Below are 13,042 nucleotides of genomic sequence, written 5' to 3' on the forward strand. Positions count from 1 at the left end.
TGAAGGTACGGTTTCGTCTGGCTACGCGGTTGCACAATTGATAATGCATTCGCATATCTGCCTGAATTCCGGAGTGCTGCCGGCAGGGATCACCGATCTGCGAAGCCGTTAATTCTGATGGATCATATAAATGAACCACTATCCTTTACCCCCACGGCCGGACGCTCAGATTAATGCGCTGATTAACGCCTTTCATTGTCACGGTACGATTAAAGAATATCCGCGCGGCTCATGCCTGGCGCAAAATGAAGAGTCTGTAAATATTCTGTTGTCAGGCAGCCTTGCTCTGACGCGGGATTGGGATAATCTCATTTTCTTTGAAACGAATCGACCGAATATTTTTGGTATTTCATTGCAATCTAATAATGCCCGGTTTGAACATTTTCGATTAATAATAAAAGAAGACAGTCTTGTAAAAAGGATCAGCCGTGCTGATTTTCTTGCTGTTATTGAAGAGCAAAAACTCTGGAAGGAACTGAGCCATGTTATCTCGTTTTATTATCATGTTCTGCTCTGGAAGAATTACCATTTCTACGCCGCCGACTCGTATATGCTGGTGCGGAAATCACTCATTACGCTTGGCGAAATGCCGCTGGAGTCGCGCATCAATATAAACGCAAGCCAGTACATTACCAGTACCACCAATTTATCAAAAAGCTACGTGATGAAAGTCATTCAGGAGTTACGCAAAGGCGGGTATATCGAAATCCAGCGTGGCCGCTTGATCACCATCGGCAAGCTCCCGCAAAAATATTAAGCCGCCAGAGAATGCCAATAAAAAGGCCCGTCAGTGACGGGCCTTTTTTATGCCTGAGCGCAGCGTTTACATACGTTCGACGGTTTCGATGCCAAGCGTATCCAGACCGAGCTTCAGCGTTTTCGCGGTCAGCAGCGCCAGCTTCAGGCGGCTCTGGCGCAGCGCGTCGGTTTCAGCGGTGAGAATAGGGCAGTGCTCGTAGAAGCCGGAGAACAGACCCGCCAGATCGTAGAGATACGCGCACATAACGTGCGGCGTACCGTCACGAGCCACCACGCCCAGCGTCTCTTCGAACTGCAACAGGCGCGCGGCGAGCTGCGCTTCGCGGTCGTCCTGAATCACCACCGGTGCCGTCAGTTCGCTCTCTTTAACGCCCGCTTTGCGGAACACCGACAGCACGCGGGTATAGGCGTACTGCATATACGGCGCAGTGTTGCCTTCGAAGGCCAGCATGTTATCCCAGTCGAAAATGTAATCGGTGGTGCGGCTCTTCGAGAGATCCGCATATTTCACCGCGCCGATGCCGACGGCATTCGCCAGTTTCTCAAGCTCGTCGGCCGGCATATCCGGGTTTTTGCCGGCAACCAGGCGACGTGCGCGATCCAGCGCTTCGTCCAGCAGTTCGGACAGCTTAATGGTGCCGCCCGCGCGGGTTTTAAACGGTTTGCCATCTTTGCCAAGCATCATGCCGAACATGTGGTGTTCCAGCGGGACGGATTCCGGCACGTAGCCCGCTTTACGCACGATGGTCCACGCCTGCATCAGATGCTGGTGCTGGCGGGAGTCGATGTAGTAGAGCACGCGGTCGGCATGCAGCGTTTCGTAGCGGTACTTCGCGCAGGCGATATCGGTTGTGGTGTAGAGGTAGCCGCCATCCTTTTTCTGGATGATGACGCCCATCGGCTCGCCTTCTTTATTTTTGAACTCGTCCAGGAAGACCACGGTAGCGCCTTCGCTCTCCACCGCCAGACCTTTAGCTTTCAGATCGGCGACAATGCCAGGCAGCATCGGGTTGTAAAGGCTCTCGCCCATCACGTCGTCGCGCGTCAGGGTGACATTAAGACGCTGATAGGTTATCTGATTCTGCGTCATGGTGATGTCAACGAGCTTGCGCCACATCTCGCGGCAATATTCATCGCCGCCCTGCAGTTTCACCACGTAGCTGCGCGCGCGCTCGGCGAACGCTTCATCTTCGTCGTAATGCTTTTTGGCTTCGCGATAGAACCCTTCGAGATCCGAGAGCGCCATCTCGCCGGCGTTTTCCTGCTGCTGTTTCTCAAGATAAGCAATCAGCATACCGAACTGGGTTCCCCAGTCGCCGACGTGGTTGGCGCGAATAACTTTGTGGCCGAGAAACTCCAGGGTACGAACGGACGCATCGCCGATAATGGTGGAGCGAACGTGGCCCACGTGCATCTCTTTAGCAACGTTTGGGGCGGAGTAATCCACCACGATGGTCTGCGGCGCGCTGACTTTCTCCACGCCCGCGCGATCGGAGGCGACAGCCGCCTCGATGTTTTTCGCAAGGAATGCCGGGTCGAGGAAAATATTGATAAAGCCAGGGCCTGCGATTTCGGTCTTCGCGGCGATCCCGGTGAGATCCAGATGGGCCAGTGCCTGCTCGGCGAATTGTCGCGGCGGCATGCCCAGTTTTTTCGCGATAGCCATCACGCCGTTAGCCTGATAGTCGCCGAACTGCGCTTTGGCTGACTGACGAACCTGCGGTTCGCAATCCGCAGGCGCACCTGCGGCAATCAGCGCCTGACTGACTTTTTCTGAGAGAAGAGCCTGAATATTCACCGGGATACCTTACGTTAATAACGCTGCCAGTCGAAGGCGGCAGCGTGCGGTCTTAAGAAAAAAGAGGGCAAAAGTATACTGCATTTAGGCGGCGGCGTCAGCACCGGCGGGCAGGGCGGTACGTGCTGGAGCGCGGGCGTCAAACAGGGTAGATTAGCGCCTTTGTCACCGTACGGGAAAAGCCAATGACCCACTGGCACACACCAGAAGAACTCCAGGATATCCGCGCGGATCTGCCGCGCTTTGAAGCGGCGTTACAGACGCTCGCCGGGCGTCTCGCGCTCAACATTAACGGCCTGCACGCCGATCATATTTCGCTGCGCTGCCACCAGAACGCGACCGCCGAGCGCTGGCGTAAAGGGTTTGAGCAGTGCGGCACGCTGCTTAGCGAAAACATCATTAATGGCCGCCCCATCTGCCTTTTTCGCCTTGATGAGCCGGTCTGCGTCGGGCCGTGGCGCTTTACGATTGTCGAACTGCCGTGGCCTGGCGAAAAACGCTACCCGCATGAAGGCTGGGAACATATTGAAATCGTGCTGCCCGGCGCGCCGGAATCACTCAACCAGCGCGCGCTGGCGCTGCTGGGCGACGAAGGGCTGATGGCACCGGATATTTCGGTGAAAACCAGTTCACCCGCAGGTGAGCATGAGCGGCTGCCGAACCCGACGCTCGCCGTCACCGACCGCATCGTCACCATCAAATTCCATCCGTATTCCATCGAAGAGATCGTCGCAAGCGAGCAGCAGTAACGGTTCGCTGTCACACACGGGGCCAGACTGGCGCAAAGTCTGGCCCCTTTTTTTGTCTATAGTATTCAGGGGACCATTTCCCGCACGCCCCCGCATGAAAAGAGTAAGGAGAGACCCGACGCCTGTTTTCGACCCGATGGGAGAGACTCATGCAACAAACCGTAAAACGTACCGATCTCTGGATTAACCGCGATGAGCCGGGGCTGCGCCGCTCCCTGCTTATCCATCGCTCCGCCGAGGAGCTGTTTGATTTATGGCGCGCGCCGTCCACCCTGCCACGCATCATGGGACATTTCGCCCACATTACCATTCTCAGCAACACCGCGTCCCACTGGGCCGTGCGAATGCCGCTTGGCAAAACCGTTGAGTGGGATGCCTATATCACCGATGAAGAGCGCGGCCACTACATCAGCTGGGCGTCTGAGAAAAAGGCCACGGTGCCTAACGCCGGCAGGCTGACGTTTCGTCATATTTCGGAGGAGCGCGGCACGGAAGTGACGCTTTCGCTGCACTTCGATCCTCCCGGCGGCTTTTTTGGCGAGTGGCTGTCGAAAAAAATCGATCTGGTGCCGGAGGCGATGCTAAGCCAGGCGCTGCGGCGTTTTAAAAGCCTCGCCGAGACGGGCGAAATCGCGACCAATAAACCGCAACCGGCGGGCCGTCACGACGGTATGGACAAGGTGGAGGAATAACCGATGCGAGCACTCTGCTGGAACGGCGTCAACGATCTGCGCGTCGAGACCGTGGGCGATCCGACAATCGTCAATCCGCATGATGTCATCCTTAAAGTAGGCCTGACCACGACCTGCGGCTCCGATTTACACGTCATCGACGGACTTATTCCGAGCATGGAAGAGGGCGATATCCTCGGCCATGAATTTATGGGCGAAGTGGTGGAAGTGGGCCCGGAGGTCAAAAACATCCGCCGCGGCGACCGCGTCGTGGTGCCGTCGTTTATCTCGTGCGGCTCCTGCTGGTACTGCAACCACGGCCTGACTTCGTGTTGCGATAACACCAACCCGAACGCGCATCTGCAGGAAAAAATCCTCGGCTACCCGACGGCAGGAATTTACGCCTACAGCCATGCGTTCGGCGGCTATGCCGGGTCGCACGCCGAATATGTGCGTGTGCCGTTCGCCGATAACGACTGCTTTATCGTGCCGGAAAATGTCTCTGACGAGCAGGCGCTGTTTCTCTCGGACGCCGCGCCGACAGGCTATATGGGCGCGGATTTTTGCAATATTCACCCCGGCGACACGGTGGCGGTATGGGGCTGCGGCGGTGTCGGGCTGATGGCGGCCCAGAGCGCGTTCCTGCTGGGCGCTGAAAGAGTCATTGCCATTGACCGTTTCCCGGAGCGGCTGGCGATGGCGCGCGACATCGTGGGTGCTATTCCGCTGGATTACACGAACGTGGATATTTACGAAGCGTTGCTTGAGATAACCGGCGGTCGCGGCCCGGACAGCTGCATTGACGCGGTCGGGATGGAGGCGCACGGCGAAGGGCTGGAATATGCCTATGACCGCACCAAACAGGCGCTCAAGATGCACACTGATATTGGTGCCGCGCTGCGTCAGGCGATCCGCGCCTGCCGTAAAGGCGGCACGCTCGCCATTCTCGGCGTTTACGGCATGATGGATAAATTCCCGCTCGGCGTGGCGATGAATAAAGGCTTAACCATCCGCACCGCCCAGCAGCACGGCCAGACTTACATGAAACGCCTGCTGGATCACGCCTCGCGCGGCGAACTGCGCACCGATTTCCTCGCCACGCACCGCTTCTCGCTGGAAGACGCGCCGCGTGGCTATGAAATGTTTAAAAATAAAGAGGACGGCTGCGTGCGGGCGGTGTTTAAGCCCTGACGTTCGCCGCACTGACCGCCTGTGTCAGACGCGCAATGGCCGTCTCCAGCGTGGCGGCGGTACAGCCGAAATTAATCCGCACGTGTTGCGGCGCGCCGAAATCCGCGCCGGGGGAGAAGCCGAGCCCCTGGCGCTTAAAGAAGCGCGTCGGGTTCTCAACGCCAAGCCCGGACGCATCCACCCACGCCAGATACGTCGCCTCCGGCACTACCATCCCAAGCCCCGGCAGCCCGCTAATGGCGGCGTATAGCCGGTCGCGGTTGCGGCGCAGATACGCAATTTGCTCAGTAAGCCACGGCTCACCGCCGCGCCATGCCGCTTCGGCGGCCGTCAGCGCCAGTACGTCCACATGCGGCACAATGCCTTCACGCGCGGCGCAAAAACGCTGGCGCAGCGCGGCATCCGGGATCACCGCCACCGACGCGCCAAGCCCGGCGATATTAAACGTTTTCGACGGTGACATGAGCGTGATGGAGCGCCGCGCGGCGTCCTCGCTAAGCGAGGCGAACGGGATATGCTGCACGCCGGGCGTGAGGATCAGATCGCAGTGGATTTCATCAGAACAGACGATAAGGTCATGCTCCTGCGCAAACGCGAGCTGCGCCTCCAGCTCGTCGCGTCGATACGCGGTGCCGCCAGGATTTTGCGGGTTACAGAGCATCAGGAGCTTTTCGCGCCCGGTAAGCTGCGGGCGCAGGCTTTCCAGATCCAGCACCAGTCGTTCGCCGCGCGGCTGCAACGGCGCGTTAAGTTGCGCGCGTCCGGCAAGGGCGGCGGATTTGCGAAACGGCGGGTAGATGGGCGTCGGCGCAAGCGTGGTTTCTTCCGGCGAGGTAAACGCGCGCACCGAGAGATTCAGCCCCGCCACAATCCCTGGCAAAAAGACCAGCCACTCCGGTTCAACGCGCCACTGGTAGCGACGCTGGCACCATTCAATAAAGGCTTCAGCCAGCCCCTGCGGATGCGCGCCGTAGCCAAACACGCCGTGCTGGACGCGCGCTGTCAGCGCATCCGTAATACAGGCGGGCGAGCGAAAATCGGTGTCGGCCACCCACATCGGCAATACCGATTCGTCATGGGCGTTCCATTTAATGCTGTCGCTGTGACGGCGGTTGATCTCTTCGTCGAAATTGAATGCCATGATACGTTGTCCTGCGGCTAAGGGGTTTTCAGACTAAGACGTTTGCCCACAGCTGACCACTACTTTCATTTACAGGGAGTTACCCATGGCGTTACTGGAAATCTGCTGTTACAGCCAGGCCTGCGCAGTGACCGCACAGGCGGCGGGCGCGGACCGCATTGAGCTGTGTTCGGCGGTTAACGAGGGCGGCCTGACGCCGTCAGCGGGCGTGCTCAAAGGTGTGCGTGCGCAGATAACGATCCCCGTTCATCCTATCGTGCGTCCTCGCGGCGGCGATTTTTGCTACAACGAGAGCGAGTTTGCGGCAATGCTGGACGATATCGCGTTTATCCGTGAACTGGGCTTTCCGGGGCTTGTGACCGGTGTGCTGAATGAGGACGGCGGGGTGGATCTGGCCCGAATGCATAAAATAATGCGCGCCGCCGACGGCATGGCGGTGACATTTCATCGCGCCTTCGACATGTGCGCCAGCCCATTGAAAGCGCTGGAAGAATTAACCGATCTCGGCGTGGCGCGCATCCTCACTTCGGGCCAGCAGGCGAGCGCGGCAAAAGGAATTTCATTAATTACGGAACTAAAACAGAAATCCCGTGCTCCAATCATTATGGCCGGTGCAGGGGTACGGCTCAGTAACCTCAACCTGTTTCTGGCGCAGGGGATAGACGAGCTACACAGCTCGGCGGGCATCCATGTAGCCTCTCCCATGCGTTATCGCAATACCGGCGTCTCGATGTCATCGGACGCAAGCGTTGACGAATACTCCCGTTACCAGGTGGATGGCGACGCGGTAGCCGCCATGAAGGCGGCGCTTTCGTCAGTGCAATGATTTTTGCCCTCAGTTTTTACCGCGCATCATGTCGCCCAATATGATGCTTGCTCGTACCAGGCCCCGGTCTTTTGCCGGGGCTTTTTTTATGCCCACGCGCTCCTACCAAATCTGGTCACTGTCTTGTCTTTACCGGGCCGCTCAGAGAAGATGCCACGCATCGTCAGCGTCTTTCGCAGACCTGTAAAGGGAGAGCAGGATGATCGTCGGCATCGATCTCGGTACCACCAATAGCCTCGCTGCCGTCTGGCAGGAGGGCAATCCGCGGCTTATCGCTAACGCGCTGGGCGAATGTCTCACGCCGAGCGTCGTCGGCCTTGATGACGAAGGGCGCGTGCTGGTCGGCAAAGCCGCCCGCGAGCGTCTGCACACGCATCCGCATCTCACCACCGCACTTTTCAAACGGCATATGGGCACCGCCTGGACCGTCCGGCTCGGGGGCAAACTGTTCCGCGCTGAAGAACTCTCGGCGCTGGTTTTAAAAAGCCTGAAAGAAGATATCGAGCGCGCCTGCGGCGAGACGGTCACCGAAGCGGTGATAAGCGTGCCGGCGTATTTCAGCGATGCCCAGCGTAAAGCCACGCGTGTCGCGGGCGAACTGGCCGGGCTTCACGTTGAAAAACTGATTAATGAACCGACCGCGGCGGCGCTGGCTTACGGCCTGCATCGCGGCGCAGAAGAGGGCACCTTTCTGGTGTTCGATCTCGGCGGCGGCACGTTTGACGTTTCGGTGCTGGAGCTGTTCGAAGGCGTGATGGAAGTACGCGCCAGCGCCGGCGATAACTTTCTCGGCGGCGAAGATTTCGATCAGGCGCTGATTGACGCCTTCGTGGCGCGCCAGATGGTGGCAGGCGGCCTGCCCGACCCGGCGGCGCACACGCATGCCCTGCGTCGCGAGGCCGAGCGGGTGCGCCATGCGCTTGGCGATCATCCTGTCGCCACTTTTACGCTGCGTGCTGAAGACCAGACCTGGAGCCAGGACTTTCATCAGGGCGAGCTGAACGATATTTTCGCGCCGCTCCTTACCCGCCTGCGCCTGCCCATTGAGCGCGCGCTGCGCGATGCCCGCATTCGCGTTGCGGATCTCGACGAGATCCTGCTGGTCGGCGGTGCGAGCCGTATGCCTCTGGTACGCCGCCTGGCCGCCGGGCTGTTTGGCCGCTTCCCGTCGGTGTCGATAAATCCTGACGAGGCGGTCGCGCTTGGTGCGGCCGTGCAGGCGGCGCTGAAAAAACGCGACGCGGCGCTGGAAGAAGTGGTGCTGACGGATGTCTGCCCTTATACGCTTGGCATTGAAACCGTCAAAGCCTTTGGCCGCCATCTTGACGACGGTCACTATCTGCCGGTGATTGAGCGCAACGTGGTGGTGCCGGTGAGCCGGGTAAAAACAGTCTGTACGCTTGCCGATAATCAGACGATGGTAGAGTTTACGCTTTACCAGGGCGAAAGCCGTCTGGTGAAAGACAACATTGCGCTTGGCAAAATGCGCGTACCGGTGCCGCCGAGACCGGCGGGCGAGGTGTCGCTGGATGTGCGGTTCACCTATGACATCAACGGTATTCTGGAAGCCGAAGTCACGGTACCGCTCACCGGCGAGCGCCATCAGCTCATTATTGAAAACAACCCTGGCATGCTAACGCCACAAGAGATTGCCGAACGGCTGGCGCAACTGAGCGCGCTGAAAATTCACCCGCGCGAACGCCAGCCCAACACGCATCTGATGGCGCGTCTCGACCGACTGTATCAGGAGACTACTGGCGAGATGCGCGAGGAGATTAGCTATCTCGGGGCACGCTTCCAGCAGGCGCTGGAGAGCCAGGACGACGCGCGCATCGATAAATCCCGTCAGGAAATAACGCAGCAGGCGGACGCAATCGAAGCCGGGATGTGGCTTTTCTGATGCGCGCACTGGAGATCCTCGGGCTTGAGCCCGGCGCGGACGAGCGCGCCATCAAACGTGCCTACGCCAGGCTTCTGAAAGGGTGTCGCCCGGATGACGATCCGCAAGGCTTTCAGCAACTGCGAGATGCCTACGAAACGGCGCTGGAACAGGCGCGTCGCGGCGTGGCGGACGGCGATGACGACGCATTCGGCGATGACGATGAGCACGATGACGACACCGACATGGCGGCAGTCGCGCCAGACGCGTACAGACAAATTGATGACCCGCTACAGGCGCAGCCTGTAAACGAGCCCGAACCTGTGCCAGCGGAAAGCGCGCCAGCACCTCCCGCACCGTTGTACACGCCGCCACGCACGACGGCGTTGCTCGACGGGTTAAACGAGGAAAATCTCAACGTCCGCTGGCTGGAGGCGCGCGCGATGGGGGAGTCGCGCGAGTTTGAAGAGGCGGTACTGACGCGCTGTCTGTGGCATCTCGCGCCTGACGAATACGCCTTCGTCGCACAGGCGCAGGCGCGCTTTGAGTGGCTGACGCCGGGCCAGCGCGTGGCGACTGACGAATCGCAGCAGAACCGGTTACGCCATGTGCTGCTCACCCCTTACGCCGAAGAGATGCGGGCGGCGCTGGAAGAGGGGAACGATGCCCGCTATCTGGCCTGCCTGCGCGCGCTGGCGAATTCCCCGTGGCTGCAAAGCTATGACGGACAGCGCCAGTTACAGCGCCTTGCGCTGTCGCTGCTGGACGCGCAGCCTGAGTGGTCGCCAGAGCGCTTTGCCGCACTTTGCAGGCTGTTTCACTGGGATGAAACGCGCGGCGAGCGCCCGGATCTGCCGGACTTGTGGGCGCAGGTTATCGCCCGCGACGAAGAAGAAGCGCTTTTTGTTGAGCTTACGGCAAAGCGCGACGCGGCAGAGGACAGCCCGGCGCACCGGGCGGCGCAGATGGTATTGCGCGTGCAGGATGAAGACGCTCGTATGCTGGCCGGGCTCGACTACACCGATGAAGACTGGCAGGCCTGCGGCAGGCTGACCGACCAGCTGGAAATTGGCCATCCGGCGCTCATCCCGCGCTTTGCGGGCGCGGATATCCACGCGTGGCAACAGACGTACCACAAACTTAATGAAGCGCACGGACCGATGATGCGTAGTCTCTGGCTGGTCGGCATGATGATGGCGACGTTTGGCTGGATGCTGCCCGCAGTGTATGACGGCACTATCACTCCGTTGGGCGTGGTGCTCCGTGTGCTGGTGGCGCCCGTGGTGGCGATGGTGGTGGGTATTTTCCCGCTGGTTTTATGGCGGGGACTGGCCCGGCCCTTCTCGGACAGAGACGCAGCGCTGAGCGAGCGGTTGCTGCCGCGGTTTATCTACTCCCCGCGGCGCAAACGCTGGCGGCTGTTCGCGCATGTGATCCCGTTTTGCGTCGTGAGCGTCGTGATCGCGCTGGTCTGCGGCAGGCTGGCGATGTGGATTTTCGTGGTCGTGACGCTGCTGCTGGCCTGGACCGATCTCTGGCGTTATCCCGGCGCGCTGCGGCGGTTTCGCCAGAAACGTGCGCCTCTGCGCGGCGGACGCCTGAAGTTTGTCCTGCTGGCGCTGCTGTTTTTCGCCATCGTCACCGGCGTGCGCGCGTTGTTGCAAGCGTGACACTCAAAACGACCTGCGCTGCGATAGCCCGGCCTCGCCGGGCTGTTCGCTTTTCAGGCAACCGGCGCGCTGCCGCCTGGCTTATTTTGCGATTTATTTGCCAGACTTCTCAGGTAATTGTTTATGTTGAGGAGGAACTATGGGCTTACTGAATTTTGTAAAAGAAGCGGGCGAGAAAATCTGGGACAGCGTTTCCGGCCATAACGACGCGGCGGCACAGAACGCCAAAGTGCAGGAACACCTCAAGAAAACCGGTATCCCGGACGCCGATAAAGTACAGGTGCAGGTGGATGACGGCAAAGCGACCGTGACCGGGCAGGGCTTAAGCCAGGAAGCGAAAGAGAAAATCCTGGTGGCTGTCGGCAATATCGCGGGCATCGGGCATGTCGATGACAACGTCGCGGTGGCGACCCCGGCACCGGAAAGCCAGTTCTACACGGTGAAAAAAGGCGACACCCTCAGCGCTATCTCGAAAGAAGTTTATGGCGACGCGAATCAATACCCTAAAATCTTTGAAGCCAATAAACCAATGCTGACCAGCCCGGAAAAAATCTATCCGGGCCAGGTGTTGCGTATTCCGAAGTAAAAAACGTCTCCCGCACGTCAGGTGCGGGAGAAAACATCAGGGTTTGCGTGCAACCAGCACGGCGCGCAGCGGGGCGGGGTAGCCTTCGCGGGTTTTGGTGGCGTCATGGGGATCGAGGAAATCCGCCAGCGACTCCGTTTCCATCCAGGCGGTGCGGCGCTGCTCTTCCACCGTCGTGACCGAGAAATCGGCGATTTTCACATCCACAAAACCGCACTTCTCCAGCCAGTTTTTCAGCGCGGCCGCGGAGGGAATAAAGTAGACGTTGCGCATCTGCGCGTAGCGCTCGCCCGGCACCAGCACGGTGTTTTCATCGCCTTCCACCACCAGCGTTTCCAGCACCAGTTCGCCGTCTTTCACCAGCTGATCTTTAAGCTGCCAGAGGTGATCCAGCGGTGAGCGGCGGTGGTAAAGCACGCCCATCGAAAAGACGGTGTCGAACGCGTTCAGCGCGGGCATCTGCTCAATGCCAAGCGGCAGCACATGGGCGCGATTGTCACCGCCTAAAAGCTTACGCACCGCCTCAAACTGGCACAGGAAAAGCTGCGTCGGGTCGATGCCGACCGCGAGCTGCGCGCCCGCGCCGACCATACGCCACAGGTGATAACCGCTGCCGCAGCCGACATCCAGAATGGTGCGCCCGGCAAGCGGCGTGATATGCGGCAGCACGCGGTCCCATTTGAGATCGGAGCGCCACTCGGTGTCGATGTCGATACCGTAGAGCGAGAACGGCCCTTTACGCCACGGCATCAGCGTGCGCAGCAGCTGTTCGATGCGCTTGCGCTGGCCATCGCTGAGCGGCTCGGCGCTCTGCGCGCTGACGCTGTGCAGCAGATCAAGCTGATCCGGCACCAGCGCAGGCAGATTATCGAGGGAATTCTTCCACTGTTTAAACTGGCCGTGCAGGGCGTCACGCTGCCAGGCGGCGACCTGAGCGGGCAGCGTTTCCAGCCAGTGCGCAAGCGGCCCGCAGGCGATCTGCTGATAAAATTTGCCGAAATCGATCATGTCGCGCTCCCGCCTTTCACCGCCACCAGCGAGCCGAAGTTAAAGCACTGGAACCACAGCTCGCTGTGTTCAAACCCGGCCTTACGCAGGCGCGCTTTGTGGGTTTCCACGGAATCGGTAAGCATGACGTTTTCCAGCATGCTGCGCTTCTGGCTGATCTCCAGCTCGCTGTAGCCGTTCGCGCGTTTGAAATCGTGATGCATATTGAACAGCAGTTCGCCCACCACGCTGTCTTCAAAGCTGAATTTCTCCGACAGCACCAGCGCGCCGCCAGGATTCAGGCCCTGAAAGATTTTATTGAGCAGCAGCTGGCGATCGTCCGGGTTCAGGAACTGGAGCGTGAAGTTCAGCACCACCATAGAGGCGTTCTCAATGGTGATATTGCGGATATCGTCCTCAATCACCTCGACCGGCGTTTGCGCTTTGAAGGCGTCAATATGGCGGCGGCAGCGCTCCACCATGGCGGGCGAATTATCCACCGCGATGATTTTGCAGCCGTCGTGATGCACGTTGCGGCGCACCGAGAGCGTGGCGGCGCCGAGCGAACAGCCGAGGTCGTAAACCTGGCTTGCGGGCTGGACAAAGCGCTCCGCCAGCATGCCAATCATAGAGATGATATTGGAGTAGCCCGGTACGGAACGCTGGATCATATCAGGGAAGACTTCAGCCACCCGCTCATCGAAAGTCCAGTCGCCCAGACGGGCGATGGGCGCGGAGAACAGCGTGTCGCGATTTGACATAGCGTAAATCCTGGGGAAAACGAA

At 59.4% G+C, this 13,042-nt stretch carries 12 protein-coding genes; 8 read left to right on the plus strand and 4 right to left on the minus strand.

All coding sequences use genetic code 11. The annotated features are described in order from the left end of the window. Window positions 1–130 precede the first annotated feature (130 nt). Window positions 131–757, plus strand: a complete 627-nt coding sequence (locus G6041_RS03105) for a helix-turn-helix domain-containing protein (RefSeq protein ID WP_007868721.1) — start codon at window positions 131–133, stop codon at window positions 755–757. Between the two features lie 66 nt (window positions 758–823). Here G6041_RS03105 and argS read toward each other — a convergent pair whose 3' ends face one another. Then, complete coding sequence (gene argS / locus G6041_RS03110) at window positions 824–2,557, minus strand: arginine--tRNA ligase (RefSeq protein WP_004387403.1); 1,734 nt, start codon at window positions 2,555–2,557, stop codon at window positions 824–826. A 185-nt stretch (window positions 2,558–2,742) separates the two neighbouring features. On the opposite strand from argS, the gene G6041_RS03115 reads away from it, so the two are divergent. From G6041_RS03115 to G6041_RS03125, 3 genes are all read left to right on the plus strand, one after another. Continuing rightward, window positions 2,743–3,306 (plus strand): VOC family protein, encoded by a 564-nt coding sequence (locus G6041_RS03115; RefSeq protein WP_012124449.1) that lies wholly within the window; start codon window positions 2,743–2,745, stop codon window positions 3,304–3,306. Window positions 3,307–3,455: 149 nt separating this feature from the next. Beyond that, a complete protein-coding gene (locus G6041_RS03120; protein ID WP_004387404.1) occupies window positions 3,456–3,998 on the plus strand; it encodes an SRPBCC family protein in 543 nt (180 codons plus the stop codon). Window positions 3,999–4,001: 3 nt separating this feature from the next. Further along, entirely contained in the window at window positions 4,002–5,168 is a 1,167-nt protein-coding gene (locus tag G6041_RS03125) for a zinc-dependent alcohol dehydrogenase (RefSeq protein ID WP_012124450.1), read from the plus strand. Here G6041_RS03125 and G6041_RS03130 read toward each other — a convergent pair. Further along, complete coding sequence (locus tag G6041_RS03130) at window positions 5,158–6,309, minus strand: MalY/PatB family protein (RefSeq protein ID WP_054628559.1); 1,152 nt, start codon at window positions 6,307–6,309, stop codon at window positions 5,158–5,160. The genes G6041_RS03125 and G6041_RS03130 overlap by 11 nt on opposite strands. A gap of 85 nt (window positions 6,310–6,394) precedes the next feature. On the opposite strand from G6041_RS03130, the gene cutC reads away from it, so the two are divergent. The 4 genes from cutC (at window position 6,395) to lysM (ending at window position 11,270) form a co-directional block, all read left to right on the plus strand. Next, complete coding sequence (gene cutC, locus G6041_RS03135; RefSeq protein WP_054628558.1) at window positions 6,395–7,135, plus strand: copper homeostasis protein CutC; 741 nt, start codon at window positions 6,395–6,397, stop codon at window positions 7,133–7,135. A gap of 199 nt (window positions 7,136–7,334) precedes the next feature. Continuing rightward, on the plus strand, window positions 7,335–9,035 hold the full coding sequence (locus tag G6041_RS03140; protein WP_041460472.1) for an Hsp70 family protein: 1,701 nt from the start codon (window positions 7,335–7,337) through the stop codon (window positions 9,033–9,035). Further along, complete coding sequence (locus tag G6041_RS03145) at window positions 9,035–10,684, plus strand: hypothetical protein (RefSeq protein WP_012124454.1); 1,650 nt, start codon at window positions 9,035–9,037, stop codon at window positions 10,682–10,684. The genes G6041_RS03140 and G6041_RS03145 overlap by 1 nt, the downstream gene beginning before the upstream one ends. 139 nt (window positions 10,685–10,823) lie before the next feature. Next, window positions 10,824–11,270, plus strand: a complete 447-nt coding sequence (gene lysM, locus G6041_RS03150) for a peptidoglycan-binding protein LysM (RefSeq protein ID WP_004386298.1) — start codon at window positions 10,824–10,826, stop codon at window positions 11,268–11,270. Between the two features lie 36 nt (window positions 11,271–11,306). On the opposite strand, the gene cmoB is transcribed toward lysM, so the two are convergent. After that, window positions 11,307–12,278 carry a tRNA 5-methoxyuridine(34)/uridine 5-oxyacetic acid(34) synthase CmoB gene (gene cmoB / locus G6041_RS03155; RefSeq protein WP_012124455.1) on the minus strand — a complete coding sequence of 324 codons (972 nt, stop codon included), beginning with the start codon at window positions 12,276–12,278 and terminating at the stop codon, window positions 11,307–11,309. Further along, entirely contained in the window at window positions 12,275–13,018 is a 744-nt protein-coding gene (gene cmoA, locus G6041_RS03160) for a carboxy-S-adenosyl-L-methionine synthase CmoA (RefSeq protein WP_012124456.1), read from the minus strand. The genes cmoB and cmoA overlap by 4 nt, the downstream gene beginning before the upstream one ends. Window positions 13,019–13,042 lie beyond the last annotated feature (24 nt).

It is taken from the genome of Cronobacter sp. HA18003 (assembly GCF_011605905.1).
In the GTDB taxonomy this organism is placed as follows: domain Bacteria; phylum Pseudomonadota; class Gammaproteobacteria; order Enterobacterales; family Enterobacteriaceae; genus Cronobacter; species Cronobacter sakazakii.

Excerpts from the sequence above, each read along its gene's own strand:
- lysM (WP_004386298.1), top strand. The coding sequence starts at position 10,824 with ATGGGCTTACTGAATTTTGTAAAAGAAGCGGGCGAGAAAATCTGGGAC.
- G6041_RS03105 (WP_007868721.1), top strand. The coding sequence starts at position 131 with ATGAACCACTATCCTTTACCCCCACGGCCGGACGCTCAGATTAATGCG.
- G6041_RS03120 (WP_004387404.1), top strand. The coding sequence starts at position 3,456 with ATGCAACAAACCGTAAAACGTACCGATCTCTGGATTAACCGCGATGAG.
- cmoB (WP_012124455.1), bottom strand. The coding sequence starts at position 12,278 with ATGATCGATTTCGGCAAATTTTATCAGCAGATCGCCTGCGGGCCGCTT.
- G6041_RS03140 (WP_041460472.1), top strand. The coding sequence starts at position 7,335 with ATGATCGTCGGCATCGATCTCGGTACCACCAATAGCCTCGCTGCCGTC.
- G6041_RS03145 (WP_012124454.1), top strand. The coding sequence starts at position 9,035 with ATGCGCGCACTGGAGATCCTCGGGCTTGAGCCCGGCGCGGACGAGCGC.
- cutC (WP_054628558.1), top strand. The coding sequence starts at position 6,395 with ATGGCGTTACTGGAAATCTGCTGTTACAGCCAGGCCTGCGCAGTGACC.
- cmoA (WP_012124456.1), bottom strand. The coding sequence starts at position 13,018 with ATGTCAAATCGCGACACGCTGTTCTCCGCGCCCATCGCCCGTCTGGGC.
- G6041_RS03115 (WP_012124449.1), top strand. The coding sequence starts at position 2,743 with ATGACCCACTGGCACACACCAGAAGAACTCCAGGATATCCGCGCGGAT.
- G6041_RS03125 (WP_012124450.1), top strand. The coding sequence starts at position 4,002 with ATGCGAGCACTCTGCTGGAACGGCGTCAACGATCTGCGCGTCGAGACC.
- G6041_RS03130 (WP_054628559.1), bottom strand. The coding sequence starts at position 6,309 with ATGGCATTCAATTTCGACGAAGAGATCAACCGCCGTCACAGCGACAGC.